This window comes from uncultured Aquimonas sp., from assembly GCF_937888285.1.
Taxonomy (GTDB): Bacteria; Pseudomonadota; Gammaproteobacteria; order Xanthomonadales; family Xanthomonadaceae; genus Aquimonas.
In genome coordinates, this window is the sequence record NZ_CALART010000006.1 from 73721 (window position 1) to 96624 (window position 22904).

Annotated in this window: 17 protein-coding genes and 1 pseudogene; 10 read left to right on the forward strand and 8 right to left on the reverse strand. The window is 69.2% G+C overall.

From position 1 onward, the window contains the following. Positions 1–391: 391 nt before the first annotated feature. Positions 392–2242, reverse strand: a pseudogene (locus tag Q0654_RS22350) (glycosyltransferase); the annotation flags it as partial. Positions 2243–2314: 72 nt separating this feature from the next. Between Q0654_RS22350 and mrcB the strand changes: the two are divergent. The 5 genes from mrcB to Q0654_RS00990 all read left to right on the forward strand — a co-directional run bounded on the left by mrcB (position 2315) and on the right by Q0654_RS00990 (position 8578). After that, positions 2315–4642: a penicillin-binding protein 1B gene (gene mrcB / locus Q0654_RS00970; RefSeq protein WP_298849551.1), complete on the forward strand. Its 2328-nt coding sequence runs from the start codon at positions 2315–2317 to the stop codon at positions 4640–4642. Beyond that, entirely contained in the window at positions 4639–5154 is a 516-nt protein-coding gene (locus Q0654_RS00975) for a hypothetical protein (RefSeq protein ID WP_298849553.1), read from the forward strand. Before mrcB ends, Q0654_RS00975 begins: the two co-directional genes overlap by 4 nt. A gap of 82 nt (positions 5155–5236) precedes the next feature. Beyond that, positions 5237–7246 carry an ATP-dependent DNA helicase gene (locus Q0654_RS00980; protein WP_298849555.1) on the forward strand — a complete coding sequence of 670 codons (2010 nt, stop codon included), beginning with the start codon at positions 5237–5239 and terminating at the stop codon, positions 7244–7246. 101 nt (positions 7247–7347) lie between these two features. Then, positions 7348–8046 (forward strand): tRNA (adenosine(37)-N6)-threonylcarbamoyltransferase complex dimerization subunit type 1 TsaB, encoded by a 699-nt coding sequence (gene tsaB, locus Q0654_RS00985; protein ID WP_298849556.1) that lies wholly within the window; start codon positions 7348–7350, stop codon positions 8044–8046. 112 nt (positions 8047–8158) lie between these two features. Continuing rightward, the gene (locus tag Q0654_RS00990) at positions 8159–8578 is read left to right on the forward strand and encodes a DUF1801 domain-containing protein (protein ID WP_298849558.1); all 420 of its coding nucleotides are present in this window, start codon (positions 8159–8161) and stop codon (positions 8576–8578) included. Positions 8579–8580: 2 nt separating this feature from the next. Here Q0654_RS00990 and hflD read toward each other — a convergent pair whose 3' ends face one another. The 3 genes from hflD to Q0654_RS01005 are packed head-to-tail and all read right to left on the reverse strand — an operon-like array spanning position 8581 to position 10768. Continuing rightward, entirely contained in the window at positions 8581–9186 is a 606-nt protein-coding gene (gene hflD, locus Q0654_RS00995; protein ID WP_298849560.1) for a high frequency lysogenization protein HflD, read from the reverse strand. Continuing rightward, on the reverse strand, positions 9183–10301 hold the full coding sequence (mnmA, locus tag Q0654_RS01000; protein ID WP_298849562.1) for a tRNA 2-thiouridine(34) synthase MnmA: 1119 nt from the start codon (positions 10299–10301) through the stop codon (positions 9183–9185). The genes hflD and mnmA overlap by 4 nt, the downstream gene beginning before the upstream one ends. 5 nt (positions 10302–10306) lie before the next feature. Further along, positions 10307–10768: an NUDIX hydrolase gene (locus Q0654_RS01005; RefSeq protein ID WP_298849564.1), complete on the reverse strand. Its 462-nt coding sequence runs from the start codon at positions 10766–10768 to the stop codon at positions 10307–10309. Between the two features lie 172 nt (positions 10769–10940). Here Q0654_RS01005 and clpS point away from each other — a divergent pair, with 172 nt between their 5' ends. From clpS to Q0654_RS01025, 4 genes are all read left to right on the forward strand, one after another. Beyond that, the gene (gene clpS / locus Q0654_RS01010; RefSeq protein WP_298849566.1) at positions 10941–11336 is read left to right on the forward strand and encodes an ATP-dependent Clp protease adapter ClpS; all 396 of its coding nucleotides are present in this window, start codon (positions 10941–10943) and stop codon (positions 11334–11336) included. 80 nt (positions 11337–11416) lie between these two features. After that, positions 11417–13690, forward strand: a complete 2274-nt coding sequence (clpA, locus tag Q0654_RS01015) for an ATP-dependent Clp protease ATP-binding subunit ClpA (protein WP_298849568.1) — start codon at positions 11417–11419, stop codon at positions 13688–13690. A gap of 145 nt (positions 13691–13835) precedes the next feature. Further along, complete coding sequence (locus Q0654_RS01020; protein ID WP_298849570.1) at positions 13836–15689, forward strand: hypothetical protein; 1854 nt, start codon at positions 13836–13838, stop codon at positions 15687–15689. 108 nt (positions 15690–15797) lie between these two features. Further along, entirely contained in the window at positions 15798–17837 is a 2040-nt protein-coding gene (locus tag Q0654_RS01025) for a hypothetical protein (protein ID WP_298849572.1), read from the forward strand. Positions 17838–17972: 135 nt separating this feature from the next. Here the strand turns inward: Q0654_RS01025 and infA are convergent, their stop codons facing one another. From infA to trxB, 4 genes are all read right to left on the reverse strand, one after another. Continuing rightward, positions 17973–18191: a translation initiation factor IF-1 gene (infA, locus tag Q0654_RS01030; RefSeq protein WP_091239265.1), complete on the reverse strand. Its 219-nt coding sequence runs from the start codon at positions 18189–18191 to the stop codon at positions 17973–17975. 114 nt (positions 18192–18305) lie between these two features. Then, positions 18306–19040 carry a leucyl/phenylalanyl-tRNA--protein transferase gene (gene aat / locus Q0654_RS01035; protein WP_298849580.1) on the reverse strand — a complete coding sequence of 245 codons (735 nt, stop codon included), beginning with the start codon at positions 19038–19040 and terminating at the stop codon, positions 18306–18308. Continuing rightward, positions 19037–20173, reverse strand: coding sequence for a GNAT family N-acetyltransferase (locus Q0654_RS01040; protein WP_298849582.1), 1137 nt, complete (start codon positions 20171–20173; stop codon positions 19037–19039). The genes aat and Q0654_RS01040 overlap by 4 nt, the downstream gene beginning before the upstream one ends. 111 nt (positions 20174–20284) lie before the next feature. After that, positions 20285–21250, reverse strand: coding sequence for a thioredoxin-disulfide reductase (trxB, locus tag Q0654_RS01045; protein WP_298849584.1), 966 nt, complete (start codon positions 21248–21250; stop codon positions 20285–20287). Positions 21251–21454: 204 nt separating this feature from the next. Between trxB and Q0654_RS01050 the strand changes: the two genes are divergently transcribed. Beyond that, the coding region (locus Q0654_RS01050) for a DNA translocase FtsK (protein ID WP_298849586.1) at positions 21455–22904 on the forward strand (1450 nt) is incomplete at its 3' end.

Below are 22904 nucleotides of genomic sequence, written 5' to 3' on the forward strand. Positions count from 1 at the left end.
CGAGATCCTCGCGAGCGCGGACGAGGTCGAGTTTGAGCGCTTCGATCTGGCCGTTCTGCACCTCCACGCGAAGGTCCAGGCTCTCGGCCCAGGCGGTACGCTCCTGCGCCAGCTTTTCCTGGTCGCGCGCCCACTGCGCGCGCTCGCAGGCGGCGGCTTCCCAGGTTCGGCTGGCTTCGCGCAGCGTTTCCTGCTGAGCCAGTGCCTGGTCGAGCCGGGCGCCGAGTGCGAGCCGCGCGACCTCCGCATTGACCGTTCGCGCAGGCTGGGCGAGTGCCGAGCGGATCTGCACACCGAGCACCTCTGCGTAGGCCTCGGCCATGCTGGACAGCGTCTGCACCGGGGTCGCGCGCGCGCGCAAGGTGCCCAGGGCCTGCGGCGTGCGCGCCAGGAACTGCAGCGCGCGGGCGATTGCCTGGGCATCCGGTTCGACCAGCAGGCCGTCGCGACCGTGCTGGATGCGCTCGGCGTAGCTGCCGATCCGCGTCGCCAGCACCGGCAGGCCCAGCAGCTGCAGCTCGCTCAGGGTGTAGCTGAAGGTCTCGGCGACGCTGGCGGGCAGCAGGGCGAGGTCGGGCGCGAGCTCGGCGACGCGGGCGGGCAGGTCCTCGCGGCGATAGTCGAGCGCCACGTGCACCCGGTCGGCACCGAAGAAGCGCATGCCGGCCGCGCCACAGCCGAGCAGCACGAGTTCGACGCCCTCGGGCAGCTGCGGGATCAGCTCAGCCAGCAGGTGCTCGCCCTTGCCGCCGTTGATCCGACCGGGCACCAGCACGCGCAGGCGGGCGCGCGAGCCGCGTTGCGCGACCGCCGGCAGCGGCTGCGCCCACGGCGCGATGCCGTGGGCGATGCAGTGCTGCGGCAGCTCCGCCAGCTCCGGAGCAAGTCGCGTGAGATTGGCCAGCACGGCACGGGTCGGAGCGATCAGCTGCGCGCGCGCCTGCAGCAGCGACGCCACGTAGGCTTCGCGCAGGGCTGACCACGCGGTCGGTCGACGTTCACCGAAGGGATACTCCGGTCCCTGCGCCCGCAGGCAGGCAGCCAGCGCGGCGTCTGAGACATCGAAGTCCGGCGCGCCGAAATCGGCGTGCAGGCTGGGCCACAGCGGGTGGTAGTCGTGGCAGACCACGGCGGTCGGCAGACCGGTGTGCAGCAGATCCAGGCTGAGGCCGATCAACGAAGACACCAGCACGCCACCGACGCCGAAATCGGCGCAGACGGCGTCGACGAACTCCGCGATCTCGGCGGCGCGCAGGGCGGTGGCCGCGATCGGTGCAGCCAGCGGCTGCTCGCGCAGGGCGGCCGACCCGGGCTGCAGCCGCAGCGCCAGGGCGACACCCGTGTGCTTTGAATCGGGCGCGCTGACTGCCTGCAGAAGCAGGTGATGCGCATGCACGTCCGACGCGATCAGATCGCTGACGAAGCGTTCGCTGCCGCCACCCCAGCCGTGCAGGGCGTGCAGCAGCACCGGCTTGCCGTCGAGCCCCGGATAGCCGACAGGCGCCGGCGCCTGCAGCAGCGGCAGGAGCCGCACGCGCAGCCCCGTGGCGACAAGGCCGGGCTCGAGGGTGTCGGCGCTGGACGCCGGCAGGCAGAGTCGGGTGTAGACCTGGGCCTCGCAGTCGGCGGGCAGCGCGGGTCGCGCATCGCTCGCCAGCGCCGCGGCGAATTCGGCAAGCCGACGGGCAGGAATGCGACAGGCACGCGGATCGAAGCGCCCAGCGGGCAGGGGCCGGGCCTCGCCCGCGCGCCAGCACAGCGCGTCGAGCTGCGAGGGCTCGCAGCCTTGCGGCCAGTCGATGCCAAGTTCGGCTGCGTCGAGGGCGCTCAGCACGGCCTCGCTGCGCGGCAGCCGCAGCAGGCGCAGGGCGGTGAAGGGCGGAAGCCCGGCCTCAAGATCCAGCAGCAGGGCGGCGCTGCCGGGCTGGATCAGCAGGGCCGACTGCAGCGCGCTCGATGCATCGGCCGCCTGCACCACGCCGAGATCGGCGGGCAGGCCTGCCAGACAGGCGTGCGGGGGCAGGGCATCCAGCGTGGTCAGACCGGGGGCGAAATCGCTGGCGTACAGGCAGAGCAGGACGGGGTGGGTGCCGTCCGACGGAGAGGCAGGGTTCAAGAGGAATCCGGAAGACAAAGGGCCATGGCGGCCGCACCCGCGATTATCGCCGCGGGGCCCCAGCCCCGCCAGCACTGGGGCGTGCTGCCCGCTGCTTGCCCCCACCGTGCCCGAACTTGTCAGCACCCGCGCATCGGCGCTGGCGGGTGGCGGCCGCTACACTGCCGCCGCCCCATGAGCCCGGACATCCAGCCCCGCGTGAGTCGACAGAAAACCACCCGCCAGGCGCCTTCAGCGCCCGCCGAGCGCCTCTGGCCGGGGCTGCTGTGGCGCATCGCCAAGCCGCTGCTGCTGGCGGGCTTTGGCCTCGCGGCCGGCTTCCTTGCGCCGTACTTCTACGTGATCGACCAGCGCGTCGCCGCGGATTTCGCGGCGCTCACCTGGCAGGTGCCGACCCGGGTGATGGCGCGGCCGCTGCGGCTCGACGTCGGCGTGCCGATGACGGTGTCCGGCCTGCGCGCCGAACTCGACGCCGCCGGCTACCGCGAGGATGGCCAGGGACGCGAGGCCGGCAGCTACGGTGTCAACGGCGAGTCGGTGCAGCTCACCAGCCGCGCCTTCGTCGATGTCGACGGCCCGCAGCCCTCACGCAGCGTGCGCGTGCAGTTGGCGCAGGGGCGGGTGCGGGCGCTGACCGACCTGTCGGGTGCGCCCGTGCGGGAGCTCCGCGTCGACCCCGCGCGCATCGCCACCCTGTACGGCGAGAAGCGCGAGGAGCGCCGACTGGTGCGCCTGGAAGACGTGCCCCCGCTGCTGGTGATGAGCCTTCAGGCGGTCGAGGATCGCGACTTCAAGCACCACATCGGCGTGGATTTCAGCGGCATCGTGCGCGCCGCCTGGATCAACCTGCGCGAGGGCGAGGTGCGGCAGGGCGCCAGCACGCTGACCCAGCAGCTGGCGCGCAATCTCTACCTGAGCCGCGAGCAGGCGCTATGGCGCAAGGTCAAGGAAGCGCTGCATGCCCTGGCCATGGAACGACGCTTCTCGAAGTCGCAGATCCTCGAGGCCTACCTCAACGAGATCTTCCTCGGCCAGCAGGGCGGGCAGGCGATCCACGGGGTGGCGGCCGCCGCCGATTTCTGGTTCGGTCGCGAACTTGTCCAGCTCAAGCCGAATGAGATCGCGCTGATCATCGGCATGATCCGCGGCCCGTCCTATTACGACCCGCGCCGGCAGCCGGAGCGGGCGCTGGCGCGGCGCAACCGGGTGCTGAACCAGATGGCCGAGACCGGCCTGATCGACGCCGCCACCGCCGAGCGCGAGGCCGCGCTGCCGCTGGGCATAAAGCGCAACGTCGGCTTGGCCGGCAACCGCGCGCCGGCCTTCCTCGCCCTGGTGCGTACCCAGCTGGAGCGCGACTACAAGGCGGCCGACCTGCGCGGCGCCGGCCTCACCATCCACACCACGTTGTCGCCGCTGGCGCAGTCGCTGGCCGAGCGCGCGGCGCGCGAGCAGCTGGCCGAGCTGCAGACCGAAGACCGGCCCGAACTGCAGGCGGCGGTGGTCCTGACCGACAGCGAGCGCGGCGAGGTCTTGGCCCTCGTCGGCGACCGCGAAGGCGAGGGCAGCGGCTTCAACCGCGCGCTGGATGCACAGCGGCCGGTCGGTTCGCTGATCAAGCCCTTTGTCTACCTGCTGGCGCTGGCCCAGCCGGGCCGCTACGCCCTGGCTACGCCGGTCGAGGACCAGCCAATCGAGCTGCGCCTGCCGAATGGCCAGACCTGGGCGCCGTCGAACGCGGACAACCAGAGCCACGGCACGGTCACCCTGCTGCAGGCGCTGGCGCAGTCGTACAACCAGGCCACGGTGCGGCTGGGCATGGAGCTTGGCGTCGATCGCGTCACGCGGCTGATCGAGGCGCTGTCGGGCACCCGTCCGCCGGCGCATCCCTCGCTGCTGCTCGGCGCGGTCGACATGAGTCCGTACCAGATGGCCCAGCTCTACCAGTTCGTGGCCTCTGGCGGTCGCCTGCAGCCGCTGCGCGCGGTGCGCGGCGTGCTCGACGCGCAGGGGGCGACGCTGACCCGCTACGAGAAGGCGTCCGATCCGGCCCAGCCGGGCGATGCGCTGGCCGCCCGCCTGATCGGCATGGCCCTGCAGGAAGCCGCACGCAGCGGCACCGGCCGGCGCCTGTACGCCGACGGCTTGGGGCATCTGCAGCCGGCCGGCAAGACCGGCACCAGCAATGACAGCCGCGACAGCTGGTTCGCCGGCTATACCGGTTCCCACCTCGCGGTGGTGTGGGTGGGCAATGACGGCAATGCGCCGACGGGCCTCTACGGCGCCTCGGGTGCGATGCGCGTGTGGACCTCGCTATTCAAGCGTCTACCCAGCTCCCCGCTGAACGTCGGCGAGGATGGGCTGGAGTTCGCCTGGCTGGCCGCCGACAATTTCGCGCTGACCGATGAGGGCTGCCCCGGCGCGCGCCGCTTCGCCTTCATCCGCGGCTACACCCCAGAAACCCATGACGGCTGCCCGATGGCGCGCGTGCGCAGCTGGTTCGGCCGCGGAGAAACCCAGGAATGAAGCGTCTGTTCGTGTTCGCGTGCTCGGGCCTGCTGCTGTCGGGCTGCGCGATGTTCCAGCCGGTGGAAACCGTCGAAGCGCCCGAGCCCGCAGCGCCGGCGCGCGACCTGATCGCCGAGCTGTACGCCATGGTCGAGGCCGACGACGCCATCGTGGTCGAACCGCTGCCGGACCCGGAGATCGAAGATCTGCGCGTGACCGCGCACGAGGCGATGGCCCTGCGTGATCTTGAGCTGGCCGCCCGCAGCCTTGCCCAGGCCCTGGAGATCCGCCCGGGCCGACCGGACCTGCTGCAGCTGCGCGCCGAAGTCGCGCTGGGCCAGCAGCTGCTGGACGAGGCCGAGCAGTACGCGATCGCCTCCTTCGAGAACGGCCCACGCCTCGGCCCGCTGTGCCGCCGCAACTGGGCTGCGATCCAGCTGGCCCGCGAAGTCCGCGGCAACGCCATCGAGGCCGAGACCGCCCGGGCGCAGTCGCAGCGCTGCACCGCCGAGCCCGTCATCCGCATGTGAGGCACGTCGCGCGCCTTCAGTGCGAATCGCGCAAGCGCTCCACGAGCTCGATCGCCACGCGCAGCCGCTAAGATGCACGCCCATGGAACTGCTCGACGCCACGGCCGCGGTACTGTCCGCGCAAGGCCCGCTGGCGCGGGCCTTGCCGGAATTCCGTGCACGCGAGGCCCAGCAGCGGCTCGCTGAGGCGGTCGCCACCGCCATGCTGGAGCGCGGCGAACTCATCGCCGAAGCCGGCACCGGCACCGGCAAGACCTACGCCTACCTGGTGCCGGCCCTGCTGTCGGGTCTGCGGGTGATTGTCTCCACCGGCACCCGCGCCCTGCAGGACCAGCTCTATCACCGCGATCTGCCGCGCCTGCGCGAGGCCTTGGGCGTGGGTCTCAAGACCGCGCTGCTGAAGGGCCGCAGCAACTATCTGTGCTGGTACCGCATGGATCGCGCGCGCAGCGATCGCCTGTTCGGTTCGCGCGAGCAGGCCGCGCAGCTGGCGCGGGTCTGGGGCTTCGCCGGCGCCAGCGAGGACGGCGACATCGCCGGCATCGACTTCGTCGCCGAGGACTCGGCGCTGTGGCCGCAGATCACCTCGACGCCGGACAACTGCCTCGGCAGCGAGTGTCCCTTCTACGGCGAGTGCTTCGTCGCCAAGGCCCGCGCCCGCGCGCAGGCGGCCGACCTGGTGGTGGTCAACCACCATCTGCTGTTCGCCGATCTGGCGCTGAAGCGCGAGGGCTTCGGCGAGATCCTGCCGGGCGCACACGCCTTCGTGATCGACGAGGCGCACCAGCTGCCCGAGCTCGCCACGCGCTTCTTCGGCAGCAGCCTCTCGGCGCGCCAGCTGCAGGAACTCTGCCGTGATGCGCTCGCCGAAGCGCAGCAGGCCTCGGGCGCCACCGGCGCGCTGCAGCCGGCGGTGGATGCGATCGACAAGGCCCTGCGCGAGTTCCGTCTAGCCTGGGACCCGCTGCCTGCGCGCGGCCCGATCGAACAGGCCCTGCGCCATGATCCCTGCGCCGACAGCCTGGAGGTGCTTGAGCATGCGCTCGACGATCTGCTGCACGCGATCGAGGGCCAGGCCGAACGCAGCCCCGGCCTCGAAGCCTGCCTGGTCCGCGCGCAGTCGCTGCAGCAGCGCATGCAGGCCCTGCATCCGCGCGGTGACGACAGCGTGCCGCAGGTGCGCTGGTACGAGCTGGCCTCGCGCGGCTTCAGTCTGCATGTGACCCCACTGGATATCGCCGGGCCGCTCACCGAGTTCCGCGCCAAGGCCCATGCAGCCTGGATCTTCACCTCGGCAACGCTGGCGGTAAGCGGCAGCTTCAGCCACTTCGCCGATCAACTGGGCCTGGCCGAACCGCGCACCCTGCTGGAGCCCAGCCCCTTCGACTACGCGCAGCAGTCGCTGGCCTGGCTGCCGCCGGCGCTGCCGGACCCGATCGAGCGCGGCTACACCGCGGCCCTGCTGCGCGCCAGTCTGCCGGCGCTGGAGGCCTCTCGCGGCCGCGCTTTCCTCCTGTTCACCAGCCACCGCGCGCTGCGCGAGGCCGCCGACTGGCTGGCGGCGAACGCGCCCGGCTTTCCGCTGTTCGTGCAGGGCAGCCAGCCGAGGCATCGCCTGCTGCAGGCCTTTCGCGAGTCGGGCAATGGCCTGCTGCTGGGCGCGGCCAGCTTCTGGGAAGGTGTCGACGTGGCCGGCGAGGCGCTGTCGCTGGTACTGATCGACAAGCTGCCGTTTGCGGCGCCCGATGATCCGGTGCTGGAAGCGCGCCTGGACCACATCCGCCGCAACGGCGGCAACCCCTTCCGTGACTGGCAGCTGCCGACGGCGGTGATCGCCTTCAAGCAGGGCGTGGGGCGGCTGATCCGCAGCGAGAGCGACCGCGGCGTGCTGGTGCTCTGCGACCCTCGCCTGACCCGCAAGGGCTACGGGCGCAGCTTCCTCAACAGCCTGCCGCCGCTGCCGCGCACAGAGCGCATCGAAGACGTGCGCGCCTTCTTCGCCTCGGCACCCGTGCCCACCGACCTCGCCGGTCCGGAGGCGAGCGCCAGCCTGATCCGCAGCTTCGACATCGACGAACCGGATCCGGTCTGAGCTGCGGACGCAGTCGCGAATCCGCATCTCCCGCGGCCCGTCGGCTGGACAGGCCGGCCCCTGCACGTACACTCGGCGGTTTCCCGTTGTCCGGCCCCGCGATGAACCTGCTCGCCATCGAAACCGCCACCGAAGCCTGCAGCGTTGCCCTGCGCTGCGGCGACGCCGTGCTGGAGCGCTTCGAGATCGCGCCGCGCCGCCATGCCGAGCTGGTGCTGCCCTGGGCCGAGGCGCTGCTGGCGGAAGCCGGCATCGCCCGCAGCCAGCTTGATGCGATCGCAGTCGGCATTGGCCCCGGTGCGTTCACTGGCGTGCGCCTGGCGGTGGCGATGGGGCAGGGTCTGGCACTGGCCCTGGGACGACCGCTGATCGGCATCAGCAGCCTGCAGATCCTCGCCGCCGGCGCCAGCGGCGCGCAGCCGGGCGATGGCGTATTCGCCTGCATCGATGCGCGCATGGGCGAGGTCTATGCCGCGGCCTTCCGCATCCATCGCGACGGCCTGCCCGAGCCCATCGATGCGCCGCAGCTGGCGCGTCCAGACGATGCGCGTTTGCCCGATGACAGCTATGGCTGGGCACGAGGCACCGGGCTTGCCGCCGGCCAGGGCGAAGTGGGCCAGCGCCTGCAGGGGCAGGGCTGGCGACTCGAGCCCGGTGCGCTGCCGGCGGCCGGGGATCTCGCCCGGCTTGCCGCGCGCGCGCATGCGCTGGGCGCCTATCCCGAGCGCCCGGACGACGTGCAGCCGCTGTACCTGCGCGACAAGGTCGCGCAGACGATTGCCGAGCGCGAGGGGCGCTGAACCCGGCGGCAGCCCGCGAGCACGCCGTGGGCACGTGTCGGGCCTCGACTGTTGCGAGCGTTGGCGATCGGCGCGAGCATGCCTACGCACGCACGCGCTGGAGAACTCCCCGATGGCCGAACCCAAGACCCAGCCCACCGGCGCCAGCGTCGAGGCGCATATCGCCGAGCGCGCCAGTGCAGGCCAGGCGGAAGACTGCCGGCAGCTGATAGCGCTGCTGCAGCGCCTGACCGGCCAGCCGCCGGTGATGTGGGGGCCGAGCATCGTCGGCTTCGGCCGCTACCGCTACACCTATGCCAGCGGCCACTCGGGCGAATGGCCGCGCGCGGGTTTCGCCATCCGCGGCAAGGAACTCGTGCTGTACGTGATGGGCTGCGAAGAGCCCAGCCACGGCCTGCTGCCCAAGCTGGGCAAGCACCGCATGGGCAAGTCCTGCCTGTACTTCAAGAAGCTCGCCGATCTCGATCAGGCCGTGCTGGAGCAGATCCAGCGCGATTCGCTCGCAGAGCTCGAGCGACGCTATGGCGCCTGAGCCTAGCCCTGTTTCAGCAGCTCGCGGGCGATGCGGCTCATCGCCCCGCGCCGCAGGACGAAGTCCCAGTAGCTGCCGCCCAGCTGCCGCCACAGCACCGCCGATCGCACGGCTGCCAGCAGGGCGGCGCGGATCTGAGCGACCACGCTGGACTGGGCCAGCTGCAGCGGATTGCCCTGCACCATGACCCGCGGCTTCAGCTGGCTGAGCGTGTCGGCGTAGAGGTCGGCCAGGCGCTGGCTGACGCTGCTGTGCTCACCGCCGAAGTGCTCGCGCTGGCGCTCGGTGGCTTCGATCCCGACCCGCAGCGCTTCCAGCATGCGCGGCTGCCGCAGCAGCTGGCGCTCCAGCTGCAGCACGGTGGCGGCCATGCGCGAGAGGGCAAGGTCGCGCCCCTGGCCGTTGATCTGGCGCAGCAGGCACTCAAGGCCGGGCTTCAGCAGCGCGTCGCTGCCGTACACGGCCTCGACGTTCTCCGCATCCAGCCGGAACACGCTGTCCAGGCAAGGCTGCACCAGATCGGCGTCGGCACGGCCGTCGTGGGCGATCTGGCGCACGGCCATCAGCGCCTGCAGCAGGCCGGCGAGCGCGAGCACGCGGTCTTTCATTCAACCTCCATGGCATGGGCTTCGAGCGGGGCGTCGGTGGCTTCGATGACCGCGCCGCCCAGGCAGACCTCGCCAGCATAGAAAACGATGGATTGGCCCGGAGTGACGGCACGCTGCGGGCGCTGGAACTCGACGCGCAGGCTGCCGTCCTCGCGGACCTCGACGCTGCAGGCTTCATCGGCCTGGCGATAGCGGGTCTTTGCCGTGCAGTCGAAACGCGCAGCCGGCGGCGCGCCGTCGACGACGTCGGGCAGGGCGGTGCGCAGACGCTGGCTCATCAGGTAGGGGCTGTCATGGCCCTGGTCGACGATCAGGCGGTTGCGGGCGATGTCCTTGCCGACCACGAACCAGGGCGCCTGCGGCCGCCCGCGCACGCCGCCCAGGTTCAGACCCTCGCGCTGGCCCAGCGTGTAGAAGAACGCGCCTGAGTGGCGCCCGAGTACGGTGCCCTCGGGATCGACGATCTCGCCTTCGCGGGCGGGCAGGTAGCGACCGAGGAATTCGCGGAAATCGCGCTCGCCGATGAAACAGATGCCGGTCGAGTCCTTCTTGGCGTGGGTGGGCAGGGCGGCGTCGGCAGCGAGGCGGCGCACCTCCGACTTCGGCAGCTCGCCGACCGGGAACAGGGTGGCCGACAGCGCCTCCTGGCCCAGGGTGTAGAGGAAGTAGCTCTGGTCCTTGCCGGCGTCGAGGCCGCGCAGCAGCTGCCAACGGCCGCGCTCGCAGCGCACGCGGGCGTAGTGGCCAGTGGCGATGCGCTCGGCGCCCAGCGCGCGGGCGTGGTCGAGGAAGGTGCGGAACTTGATCTCGCGGTTGCAGAGGATGTCGGGATTGGGCGTGCGGCCTGCGCGGTACTCGGCGACGAAGTGGGCGAACACGCCGTCCCAGTATTCGGCGGCGAAGTTGCGGGTGTGGCAGCGGATGCCGAGTCGCCCGCAGACGGCGATCGCGTCCTTGCGGTCTTCCTCGGCGCGGCAGCCGCCCTCGCGATCGTCCTCCTCCCAGTTCTGCATGAACAGCCCTTCGATCGGCGTGCCGGCGCGCTGCAGCAGCAGGGCGGCGACCGAGGAGTCGACGCCGCCAGACATGCCGACGATGACGGTGCCGGGCTGCACGGGCCTCAGCCGCGAACGTGGCGCACGTGCTGCAGCGGCGCGCGCTGGCCAGCCAGGAAATCGCGCACCACCGCCTGCACCAGCGGGCTGCGCAGGCGCTCGGCTTCGGCATCGATCTCGCCCGGCGAGAGCCACAGGCAGCGGGTGATGCCCGCGTCGAGGGGCTGTGCCGGATCGTGGCTCAGGGCCTCGGCGCCGAAGGCGAAGCGGATATAGGTTTTGCCGCTCTCGGCCTGCCACAGGTAGCTGCCCACGAAGCACTGCGGGCGTACGCTCCAGCCGGTTTCCTCCAGCGCCTCACGCGCGGCGGCCTCGACCAGGCCCTCGCCGGGCTCGAGATGGCCGGCCGGCTGGTTCAGCACCAGGCGGCCGCGGACTTCTTCCTCCACCAGCAGGAAGCGCCCCTCGCGTACGATGACGCAGGCCACGGTGATGTCCGGGTTGAACTGGATGTCGCTCTTGGGCACGGGACCACGCCGGCTGGCAAAGAGGCGGAACTTTACAACACGTCGCCGCGGCGCCCCTGCCACCCGTTCAAGGGGGCTTGACGCCTGCGGCACCAGACTGCGGCGACTGTCGGTGCTGCTGGCATTCAGGCCAGCCCTTGCAAGTCGCCGCCGCGCATCCACATAGCACGCCATGATCGAAACGCACGACCTTCGCCAACCGACCCAGCACGCCTTTCGCTTTCTGTCTCCGCGTCTGGCAGGCGACCCCGACGGTGCACCGGATGCGGGGCAGCAGCGCGGTCTCGCGGTGGAGGAAGCGCGGCCCGAGGTGGTGCGGCCTCCGCTGTACCAGGTGGTCCTGCTGAACGACGACTACACGCCGATGGATTTCGTGGTCGAAGTCTTGCAGGTGTTCTTCGGTCTCAACATCGAGCGCGCCACCCAGGTGATGCTCCATGTGCATACGCGCGGCAAGGGCGTGTGCGGTGTCTACACGCGGGAAGTGGCAGAAACCAAGGTGCAGCAGGTCAATGAATTCGCACGCTCGCACCAGCACCCCCTGCTGTGCAGCATGGAAAAGGCTTAAAAGGATCGAGCAGGGATGCCGCTAAGGGCATCGTTGATTCGCGGCAACAGCGGTACCCGTCAGGCGCAAGGAGCCCCGGCATGTTCAGCAAAGATCTCGAGTTCAGCATCGGCCAGTGCTACAAGCAGGCCCGCGAGGCGCGCCATGAATTCATGACCGTCGAGCACCTGCTGCTGTCGCTGCTGGAGAATCCCTCCGCCGTGGCCGTGCTTCGAGCCTGCGGCGCCGACCTCACCCGGCTCGGCCAGGAGCTGCGCAACATCATCAGCGAGACCGTGCCGGTGCTGGCCGCCGACGACACCCGCGACACCCAGCCGACGCTGGGCTTCCAGCGCGTGCTGCAGCGAGCGGTCTACCACGTGCAGTCGTCGGGGCGGAAGGAAGTCACCGGCGCCAATGTGCTGGTCGCGATCTTCGGCGAGAAGGACAGCCATGCGGTCTACTTCCTCGGCCAGCAGGAAATCAGCCGGCTCGATGTCGTCAACTACATCAGCCACGGCGTCGCCAAGCTCAGCAGCGAGCAGGTCAAGCCGGCCGAGCCCGAGGCACAGAAGGAAGGCGAGGGCGAGGAGGGCAAGGCCAATCCGCTGGCCGAGTTCGCGTCCAACCTGAACGAGCAGGCCAAGCTTGGCAAGATCGATCCGCTGATTGGCCGCGCCGAGGAAATCGAGCGCGTCATCCAGGTGCTCTGTCGCCGCCGCAAGAACAACCCGCTGCTGGTCGGCGAAGCCGGCGTCGGCAAGACCGCGCTGGCGGAAGGTCTGGCCAAGCGCATCGTCGATGGCGAAGTGCCCGAGGTGCTGGCCGACGCAACGATCTACGCGCTGGACCTCGGTGCCCTTGTGGCCGGCACCAAGTACCGCGGCGACTTCGAGAAGCGCCTGAAGGCCGTGCTGGCACAGCTGAAGAAGGAGCCGGGCGCGGTGCTGTTCATCGACGAGATCCACACCATCATTGGCGCCGGCTCGGCCTCGGGCGGCACCATGGATGCGTCGAACCTGATCAAGCCGGTGCTGGCCTCCGGCGAGCTGCGCTGCATCGGCTCGACCACGTTCCAGGAGTACCGCGGCGTGTTCGAGAAGGACCGCGCGCTGGCGCGGCGCTTCCAGAAGATCGACGTCGTCGAGCCTTCCGTGGCCGATGCCGTGGCCATCCTGAACGGGCTCAAGACCAAGTTCGAGGAGCACCACCGCGTGGAGTACCTCGGCGAGGCCCTGCAGGCCGCGGTCGATCTCTCGGTCAAGCACATCGGCGACCGCCTGTTGCCGGACAAGGCGATCGATGTCATCGACGAGGCCGGCGCGCGCCAGCGCCTGCTGCCCGAGGACAAGCGCAAGGCGATCATCGACGTCGCCGAGATCGAGTACATCGTTGCCCGCATGGCGCGGATTCCGGCCAAGCAGGTGTCGGCCTCGGACCGCGACGTGCTGCGCAACCTCGACCGCAACCTGAAGATGGTGGTGTTCGGCCAGGACGAAGCCATCGACACCCTGGCGTCCGCCATCAAGATGGCGCGCTCGGGCCTCGCCAACCCCGACAAGCCCATCGGCAGCTTCCTGTTCGCCGGCCCCACCGGCGTCGGCAAGACCGAAGTGACCCGCCAGCTGGCCATGCAGCTGGGCATCGAGCTGGTGCGCTTCGACATGTCGGAGTACATGGAAGCCCATTCGGTCAGTCGTCTGATCGGCGCGCCTCCGGGCTATGTCGGCTTCGACCAGGGCGGCCTGCTCACCGAGAAGATCGTGAAGACGCCGCACTGCGTGCTGCTGCTCGACGAAATCGAGAAGGCCCATCCGGACGTGTTCAACATCCTGCTGCAGGTGATGGACCGCGGCACCCTCACCGACACCAATGGGCGCGAGGCCAACTTCCGCAACGTGATCCTGGTGATGACCACCAATGCGGGTGCTGCCCAGGCCGCGCGCCGCAGCATCGGCTTCGTCGAGCAGAACCATGCGACCGACGCCATGGAAGTGATCCGCAAGAGCTTCTCGCCGGAGTTCCGCAATCGCCTCGATGCCGTGGTGCAGTTCGGCGGGCTGGATTTCGACCACATCCTGCGCGTGGTCGACAAGTTCATCATCGAGCTCGAAACGCAGCTGCAGGAAAAGCACGTCGCGCTCAGCGTCGAGCCCGAGGCGCGCCGCTGGCTGGCGCAGAACGGCTTCGATCCGCAGATGGGTGCGCGACCGATGGCCCGCGTCATCCAGGACCAGGTCAAGCGCCCGCTGGCCGACGAGCTGCTGTTCGGCAAGCTGGTCAACGGCGGCCGCGTCAACGTGGTGGTGCGCGAGGGCAAGCTGGCGGTGGAAACCGCCGAAGAGCTGCAGGGCGAACTCAGCACGGTGGACTGATGTCCTGCCCACCTGCCGTGCGCAAAGCGCGGCAGGCGTCATGCCCCGGCGATCGTCTGCTTGCTCTCCGGGCGTGCTGGGCCTACCCTCGACGGATTATTGACAGCCGGCGCCCTCCGGGCGCCGGACTTCCGTGGGGGAAGGCGTGGCGGCAGGCAAACGGTGGGGCGGCGCGCTGGCGCTGGCATGGGGATTGTTGTTCGGCTTGGCAGGCTATGCGGGCACGCAGCTGCCAGATCTGACCGCGCGCGGCTCGCAGCCCGGTCTGACGCATCCACTTGAGAACTCCGGCAACTGCATGGGTTGCCACGCGGGCGGCACGATCGAGTTCCACTATCCGGCGACCAGCTGGAAGGGCTCGATGATGGCCAATGCCGGGCGCGATCCGGTGTTCTGGGCTGCCCTGGATGTCGCCAACGCCGACGGCGAGAGCATCGGTGTGCCCGGCATCGGCGACTGGTGTCTGCGCTGCCATGTGCCCGAAGGCTGGTTCGCAGGGCGGGTCAGCAAGACCGGTGACGGCGGCCGCGTCGACGGCAGCAACGGCTGCCTGCTGCAGGGCAAGCACGACGATGTGCCCGGCTTCGGCAACGACTACTCGGGCGTCGGCTGCCACTACTGCCATCGGGCCGAGCCGAACGGCCCCAACGGCGAGCCCAACTATCTGGAGAGCGGTGACCTCTGGCTGGATGACGTCGCCTGCGCCAATGGCGGCAGCGGGCCGTGCCGCGGCGGGCCCTACGACTACGACAGCGAAGGTACCAACCCGCCGCCGCACCCCTGGAAGCACTCGCCGCATCTGTCCAGCAGCGAGATGTGCGGCAGCTGCCACAACGTCACCTCGCCGCTCAACAACGGCGTGCCGCTGCGCACCTTGATCACCCCGGCTGGGGTCGACACCGGCATCGCCTTTCCCATCGAGCGCACCTACACCGAGTGGCTGAAGAGCGACTACGGCACCGCCCTGTTCGCCGATGGCGTGGAATCCGCGCCGGTGCAGAACCAGCCGGGCGTGGTGGTGAAGCAGCAGCAGACCTGCCAGGACTGCCATATGGAGATCGCCCGCAGCGAGGACCCGGAAGAGCAGTTCCTGGGCTGTTTCTTCGGCCCCAATCGCAACGGCAGCCTGTCGGTACACAACTTCTCCGGCGCGAACACCTGGGTGCCGAAGATCCTGAAGGGCGAGTTCCCGGCATTGGGCTACGACGAAGCCTTCGACCAGGCCATCCTCTGGTCGACGGCGCTGCTGACCGAACGGACTGCCACGCTGGTCACGCGCGGAGTTCGCAGCGGGGGCGGCCAGACGCTCGAGGTCGAGGTCGAAGTCACCAACCTGTCCGGACACAAGCTGCCGACCGGGTATTCCGAAGGGCGCCGCATGTGGATCGAGCTGGAGGTGCGCGATGCCGGCGGCGCGCTGGTTTACCGCAACGGCAGTTGGGACCCCGCCTCCGGCGAGCTGCAGCGCGACGCGCAGACGCGGGTGTACGAAATCAAGCAGGGCATCTGGGATGCCGAGTCCGGCACCTGCCGGATCACCGATGCGCAGGGCAGGGCGAGCTTCCACTTCGCGCTCAACAACTGCGTGGCCAAGGACAATCGCATTCCCCCGCTGGGCTTCACCGGCGGCGACGATGTCGAGGTGGCGCCGGTCGGCGCGACCTATGCACCGGTCGCGCCCGGCTCGAACCGCCTACGCAACGTGGACGTCGCGCAGTACAGCATCCCGGTGGCTGGCACTTCCGGCGCGCTGACGGTGACGGCACGGCTGCACTTCCAGGCCTCGAGCAAGGAATACATCGAGTTTCTGCGCAACCAGGCCGTCGAGCGCGGCTTCGAGGGCGAAAACCAGATGTGCGAAGGCGGGCCCGGGCGGCCGTTCTCCGTGGGGCCGCAAGGCCTGACGCGCGGGGCCTACCTCTATGGCCTGTGGTCGAATCCGGCGTATGGCAAGTCGCCACCGGTACAGATGCGCAGCGCGTCGGCCGTCGTGCCCTGACGCAAAACGACAGGATCACGCCCTCATCCTGAGGCGTGAAGGGCTTCACAAACACGGGCGCGGGCAAGGAACAGGCTGCGCCCCTCAATCATGTTCTCGGGGGAGACGATGCTGAAACACCTGACTTTGGCCCTGCTCGGCGCACTCTGCCTTGCGCCTTCGAATGCACCCTTTGCTGCCGAGCCTGAGGCGCCTGCGGCTTCGGTACAGCAGTGGACGGTATGGGGCGGCGAGCTGCGCTTCAACTGGAACCGCGACCTGATGCAGGACCTCGGCTTCAATGTCGGCGCCGCGCGCGACCGACTGGAGATCGGCGATGCCCCGCATATCGAGCGGATCGCCCTGCGCGAATCGGCTGGACTCGAAATCCGGGTGGCCGACTCGGCCGATTTCGTCGGCTTTGCCGGCGGTCGCCTGCAGGCCCGTGGAGGCTTCGAGGTCGAGGGCAAAGGCCTCAGCATCGACCTGCGCAATCTGGTGCTGCGTCCCAGTGCGGAGAACGCCTTCCGCATCGATGTGGTCAGCGCCGACGGCGAGGTCTGGTTCTACATCGATCGCCTGATGTACAAGCTCGAAGGCGGCAGCGACCCCTTGATGAGCGTGCGTGCGATGGACCTGCGGATCGCGCCCAGGCTGGCGTCGGCATTGGGCAACGACACCTATGCAGGCTGGGTCGTGGCAGGGCTTGAGATGTACGCGCGCGTGGCCACGCCCGGCGCAGTCGTCGCCGAGCCCGAGGGCAGTTCGCGCTGGCACGGCAGCCCGGCTCCGAACGGCGGCGTGTACGAAGTCGATGTCTTCATGAGCAGCTTTACCCTGCAGTACACCCGCAAGCAGGCGGCGGCGGACGGTCCGGGCGGACAGAACACCGGCGTGGTCGTTTTCACGCCAAGTTCGACCCTGCGCAACAACCGCGGCACAGGAACGGCGGACGAATCCAACCTCAACAACCCGGTGATCGCGACCGTAGCGGGCGATCCGCTGGGAACCAGCAGTGCGCGCTATGCGGCCGATGTCCCCTGGTGGCAGAAGTTCTCCGGCAACTTCGCGCCGCACGGCAATGACCAGCATCCTTACCTGATCTGGAATCTGTACCGCGTCGATTCCACTGGCCGCATCGAGCAGATCGGACGGTCCGGCGTGAAGCACGCCTGGCTGACGACCAACTCGCCCTGCGACGTCAACCCGGGCAACAACCACATCCTCGGCCGCGGCTGCGTGGACACCTACGGCACCGGCAACAATGATGCGATCGGCGACCTCGGCCCGCGCAACGAGATTCTGCCCTTCACCGGCCAGTGGGGCCGCTGCGGCTCGGTCTACGACGCCGACTGCAACGGCGCGCGCGACACCAGCTCGCCCTGTTCCAATGTCGGTGGTGCGGACTGCAGTTCCTACGCCTTCCGCATGCCGGTGATCGAGCAGTTCATCGACACTACGCTGAATGCGGGCGCCACCTATTTCGCCGAGTCCTGGTACATCGTCCGCGACGACATCAACTTCCAGAACACGATGCAGTCGGCGCCGATCACCTTCAGCTGGACCGGCAGCACCTGGAGCAGCGCCAACGGCTCTCCCCTGCGTCTTGGACCTGCGCTGGGACGCTGGGTGGCGCCGAACACGTCGGCCGCGAACGAGCGCAGCCTCGACATCAAGACCGGCGAGGGCAACCTGCGTGTCGCCATGCGGGTGAACGATCTGGGCGGTGGCCAGTACCGCTACGACTACGCGGTGATGAACTTCGACTTCGCGCGTGCCGTGACGCAGGGGGCCGAGCCCAACCTGCGCGTACTTCGGAACAACGGATTCAACCGATTCGAGCTGCCGATGCCGGCGGGCGCACAGCTGGTCTCCACCGAGTTCGCCGACGGTGATCTCGACGCCGGCAACGACTGGAGCTTCTCGCGCCAGGGATCGAGCCTGATCTGGCAGGCGGGCGGCACGTCGACCGCGCCCCTGAATCCCTTGAACTGGGGCGTCATGTTCCGTTTCTCAGTCACCACCGACCAGGCGCCGCAGAACGGCAGTGGTTTCCTTGGCATCGCCGAGACGGGTACGCCTGCGAACGTTCGCGTCGATACCCTGGTGCCCGGGGCGGCTGCCGTGAACCCCGACGGCGTGTTCGCAGACGGGTTCGAAGTGCAGTGAGACATGTCCCGTCGGCGGCTCAGGCCGCCGACGGGTTCTCGCACCGTGAGAGGCTTTCGCGCCGTGCGGAGGCTGCGAACGACGCGCACACGAAAGGCCCGGCCTGCTCGCGCAGGCCGGGCCTTTGTTGTTCGCTCACTTCATGCGGTAGGTGATGCGACCCTTGGTGAGGTCGTAGGGGGTCATTTCGACCTTCACCTTGTCGCCGGTCAGGATGCGGATGTAGTTCTTGCGCATGCGACCGGAGATGTGGGCAGTCACCACGTGGCCGTTCTCCAGCTTCACGCGGAACACGGTGTTGGGAAGGGTCTCCAACACGGTGCCCTCCATCTCGATGGAATCGTCTTTGGACATTCGGTCTTTGGGTAGGAAGCGGCCTGCGGGCCGCGGACAAGTCGCGCATTCTGCCACGCCTGAGCTCGGCGGAGAAGCGCGCCCGCACTGCCGGAGCCCGAGCGCCCGGTCGCTTCAGCCCCGGACGGCAGTGGCCGGCAGCGCTCCGAAGTCCCGCGTCCAATGCCCCGGCCGTCCGGGCAGGGCGGTGAGCGCCGAGAGTCGTGTCAGGAATTCCGATCGCGGAATCGGCCTGAAACCGAGGCTGGCGAGGTGCTCGGATTCGACCTGGCCGTCCAACAGAGGCATGTCCCATTCGTCAAGACGCTGGCACAGCGCGGCGATCACGCATTTGGAGGCGCCCGATTCGAGGCTGAACATCGATTCGCCGAAAAAGGCCCGTCCCAGACTGATGCCGTAGAGCCCGCCGATCAGACGCTCGCCGTCCCAGGCTTCGATCGAATGCGCATGGCCCAGCCGGTGCAGCTCGATGTAAGCGCGGCGGATCGCCGGCACGATCCAAGTGCCGCGCTGGCCGCGGCGGGGCAACTTTGCGCAGTGGGTGATCACCGACTCGAAGGCCCGGTCTGCGGTCACGACCCAGCTGCGACCGCGCAGCTCGCGACGGAAGCGGCGCGTGAGGTTCAGGGCATCGGTGGCGATCACCATGCGCGGGTCAGGGCTCCACCACAGCGGCGGCTCGCCCGGCGAGAACCACGGGAAGATGCCCCGCGCATACGCGCGCAACAGACGCTCGGGCTCCAGCCCACCGCCCCAGGCCAGCAGTCCATTGGGATCACGCAGGGCTTGCTCGACCGGAGGGAAGGCCGAATCCGGGTCAGCGCCGAGTTCGGGCAGGCGGAAGCTCATTCCTGGCCGCCCCCCTGCCGGTACGGGCTGTGCGCCAGCAGTTCCTGCCGATACTGAGCCAGCCAGCGGCGTTCGTCCTCGATCGATCGCGCCACGGCCTCGCGAAACGCCGCCATCGGCAGGAAGTGGCTGGAGTGCGTAGCTGTCGGCAGGAACCCGCGGGCAAGCTTGTGCTCACCCTGCGCGCCAGGCTCGAAGCGCTTCAGGCCTTGCTCGATGCAGTACTCGATGCCCTGGTGGTAGCAGCACTCGAAGTGCAGACCCGGCACTTCCTCGAAGCAGCCCCAGTAGCGACCGTACAGGGTGTCGGCCGAGCGCAGGCACAGCGCCATGGCGATGACTTCCTCATCGCGCTCGGCCAGCACCAGCAGCAGGCCGCGATCCAGCGCGCGCGCCAGATGCCGGAAAAAGTCGAGCGTCAGCGCCGCGTGGTTGCCCTTGTCATCGAAGGTCCGGCAGTACAGGCGGTGGGCGACAGCGATCTCCTCTTCACTCGCGGCATCGCCGTGCACGCGGCGCAAGCGAATACCTGCGCGGGCCACCTGGGCGCGCTCCTGGCGCAGGTTCTTGCGCTTCTTCGAGGACAGCGCGGCGAGGAAGTCCTCGAAGCACGCGTAGCCGGTGTTGTGCCAGTGGAACTGGAGGTCGGTGCGCGCCAGCCACGCGCCATCGGGCACATCCTCGATCGGGTGGAAGTTGATGTGCGCGCCCGAGAGCCGATGCTCGCTCGCGAAACTCTCCAGCGCGCGCAGCAGCTCGGTGCGGAGCCCTGCATCGCCCGCGCAGAGCAGGCGCGGCCCGGTGACGGGCGAGTAGGGCACGGCCACCAGCAGCTTGGGGAAGTAGTCGAGTCCGGCGCGGAAGTAGGCGTCCGCCCAGGCGTGATCGAACACGAACTCGCCGTGCGAGTTGGTCTTGAGGTAGCAGGGCGCGGCAGCCTGAAGTTCGCCCGCCTCGTTCTCGATCAGCAGATGGTGCGGGTTCCAGCCCCAGCGCGGCCGCAGGCAGCCGGTCTCTTCCAGCCCCGAGAGGAAGGCGTGCGAGGTGAACGGATCATCGCTGCCGCGCAGCGCGTCCCAGCGGACTGCATCGACCTCGGCAAGGCGCGGAACGAAGCGATGGCGCAGCAGCATGCGGGGCAGGGGTCCGAAGAGTTGGCATCACGCTGGGCAAGGCCCCGTGCAAACGCAGTGAGTGCGCCTCGCGCAGCGGTGTCGGCCCGACACCGCTGCCGCGCAGATAGCTCAATGCTCGCCGTCGAGGAACTTCTCGGCGTCGAGCGCGGCCATGCAGCCGAAGCCGGCCGAGGTGATGGCCTGGCGGTAGACCTGATCGGCGACATCGCCGGCAGCGAACACGCCGGGCACCGTGGTCGCGGTAGCGCCGCCCTCGATACCGCTGCGGATCTTCAGGTAGCCGTTCTTCATCTCCAGCTGGCCCTCGAACAGCGAGGTGTTCGGCGCATGGCCAATCGCGACGAACACACCGGTGAGCGCGAGCTCGCGGCTGCTGCCGTCCTCGCGGCTCTTGATGCGCAGGCCGGTGATGCCGCTGTTGTCGCCGAGGAACTCCTCGACCTCGTGGTTCCAGACGATCTCGACCTTGCCGGCCTGCTCCTTGGCGAACAGCTTGTCCTGCAGGATCTTCTCGGCGCGGAACTTGTCGCGACGATGCACCACGGTGACCTTGCGGCAGATGTTCGACAGGTACAGGGCCTCTTCAACGGCGGTGTTGCCGCCGCCGATCACGGCGACGTCCTGGTCGCGGAAGAAGAAGCCGTCGCAGGTCGCGCAGGCCGACACGCCGCGGCCCTTGAAGGCGTCTTCCGAGGGCAGGCCGAGGTACTTGGCGGTGGCGCCGGTGGCGATGATCAGCGCATCGCAGGTGTACACGCCCGAGTCACCGGTCAGGGTGAATGGACGCTTGGACAGATCGGCCGTGTGGATGTGGTCGAACACCACCTCGGTCTCGAAGCGCTCGGCGTGTGCCTGCATGCGCGCCATCAGGTCCGGGCCCATCAGGCCATGGGCGTCGCCCGGCCAGTTGTCGACCTCGGTGGTGGTCATCAGCTGGCCACCCTGCTGCAGGCCGGTGATGACCACGGGCTTCAGGTTGGCGCGGGCAGCGTAGACGGCGGCCGTCCATCCCGCCGGGCCGGAGCCCAGGATCAGCAGCGGACAGTGACGGACGGGCAGGGTGGATGCGCTCATGGGATCTCCGCCGCGGGCGCGGCATTGCGGGAAAGTGATGGCAGGGCAGCCGGAACGGCTTGCCGGCGCAGCCCGCAAGGATGGGGGCTGCTTCCGAGTCGATCAAGCTGTCCTGCACTGGATATCCGGGAGACGCTGGCCCGGCCGGGGGCGCGTGTAGAATCGGCCACTGCCGTACGGACTCTCGCAAGGACCCCCGCGCACGTGGCACGACCCAAGGAAGACACCCGCAAGCCGGTGATCGCCGAGAATCGGCGTGGCCTCTGGCGTGAGGCGCTGATCCTGCTGCTGGCACCGGTGCTGCTCTACGTGCTGGCCTGCTTGTGGACCTGGAGTCCGCAGGATCCGGGCTGGTCGCGTTCGGGGGAGATCACCGGCGAGATCCGCAACTTCGGCGGGCTGGCCGGCGCCACCTTCTCCGACCTGCTGTTCTCCTTCTTCGGATTGACCGCCTACTTCGTGCCGGTGCTGGCCGGGATCATCGCGGCGGTCGCCCTGAGGCCGCGTGCGGCCGATGAGGAAACCCCGCTCACTCCGGCCCTGCGCCTGATCGGCGTGGTCGGTTTCCTGGTGTCCAGCGGCGCGATGGCCGCGCTGCACTACACCGATTGGGGCAGCGAGCTGCCGATGCAGGCGGGTGGCCTCTTGGGCAGCCTGGTGGGCTCGGCCTTGACCCGCGGCATCGGCTTCGCCGGCGCCAGCCTGTTCCTGCTGGCCCTGCTGCTGCTGTCGATCACCCTGGCGACCGGCCTGTCCTGGCTGGGCCTGATGGATCGCCTCGGCCGCGGCGTACTTTGGCTGGCCGAGCGCGGCCGCAAGCAGGTGCACGCGGCCAGCGAATACCGCGTCGCCCGTGCGGCGATCGCCGAACGCGAGGAAGTGCGCCGCGAGGAGAAGGTCAAGCGCGCCAAGCGCGAACCCGTGCGCATCGAGCCACAGCCGCCGGCGCCCGAGCGCAGCGAGCGCGCCCAGCGCGAGCAGCAGATCCCCTTGTTTACCGTCTCGCTGGGTGAGAACGGTGCGCTGCCGCCGCTGTCGCTGCTGGATGATCCCAAGCCGCAGCCCAAGGGCTACTCCGACGAGGCGCTCGCCACGCTGTCGCGGCAGATCGAATTCAAGCTCAAGGACTTCCGCATCGAGGTGCAGGTGGTCGGCGTCTATCCGGGCCCGGTCATCACCCGCTTCGAGATGGAGCCCGCGCCCGGCATCAAGGGCAGCCAGATCTCATCGCTGGACAAGGACATCGCCCGCGGCCTGTCGGTGAAGTCGGTGCGCGTGGTCGACGTGATCCCCGGCAAGTCGGTGATTGGCCTGGAAATCCCCAACGCCAACCGCGAGATCATCTACCTGTCGGAGATCCTGCGTTCGAAGGAGTACGACAAGATCAGCTCGCCGCTGGCGCTGGCGCTGGGCAAGGACATCGGCGGTCGCCCGACGGTGGTCGACCTGGCCCGCATGCCGCACCTGCTGGTCGCCGGCACCACCGGCTCGGGCAAGTCCGTGGCGCTGAACGCGATGGTGCTGAGCCTGCTGTACAAGGCCACCGCCAACGACGTGCGCATGCTGATGATCGATCCGAAGATGCTGGAGCTCTCGGTCTACGAGGGCATCCCGCACCTGCTGGCGCCGGTGGTCACCGACATGAAGGAGGCCG

What these genes read in the sequence shown, in the direction of transcription:
- infA (WP_091239265.1), bottom strand. Translation starts at nt 18,191, where the DNA reads ATGTCCAAAGACGATTCCATCGAGATGGAGGGCACCGTGTTGGAGACC.
- Q0654_RS00990 (WP_298849558.1), top strand. Translation starts at nt 8,159, where the DNA reads ATGGCCGAACCCAAGACCCAGCCCACCGGCGCCAGCGTCGAGGCGCAT.
- clpS (WP_298849566.1), top strand. Translation starts at nt 10,941, where the DNA reads ATGATCGAAACGCACGACCTTCGCCAACCGACCCAGCACGCCTTTCGC.
- hflD (WP_298849560.1), bottom strand. Translation starts at nt 9,186, where the DNA reads ATGAAAGACCGCGTGCTCGCGCTCGCCGGCCTGCTGCAGGCGCTGATG.
- Q0654_RS01025 (WP_298849572.1), top strand. Translation starts at nt 15,798, where the DNA reads ATGCTGAAACACCTGACTTTGGCCCTGCTCGGCGCACTCTGCCTTGCG.
- Q0654_RS00975 (WP_298849553.1), top strand. Translation starts at nt 4,639, where the DNA reads ATGAAGCGTCTGTTCGTGTTCGCGTGCTCGGGCCTGCTGCTGTCGGGC.
- Q0654_RS00980 (WP_298849555.1), top strand. Translation starts at nt 5,237, where the DNA reads ATGGAACTGCTCGACGCCACGGCCGCGGTACTGTCCGCGCAAGGCCCG.
- tsaB (WP_298849556.1), top strand. Translation starts at nt 7,348, where the DNA reads ATGAACCTGCTCGCCATCGAAACCGCCACCGAAGCCTGCAGCGTTGCC.
- trxB (WP_298849584.1), bottom strand. Translation starts at nt 21,250, where the DNA reads ATGAGCGCATCCACCCTGCCCGTCCGTCACTGTCCGCTGCTGATCCTG.
- Q0654_RS01040 (WP_298849582.1), bottom strand. Translation starts at nt 20,173, where the DNA reads ATGCTGCTGCGCCATCGCTTCGTTCCGCGCCTTGCCGAGGTCGATGCA.
- clpA (WP_298849568.1), top strand. Translation starts at nt 11,417, where the DNA reads ATGTTCAGCAAAGATCTCGAGTTCAGCATCGGCCAGTGCTACAAGCAG.
- aat (WP_298849580.1), bottom strand. Translation starts at nt 19,040, where the DNA reads ATGAGCTTCCGCCTGCCCGAACTCGGCGCTGACCCGGATTCGGCCTTC.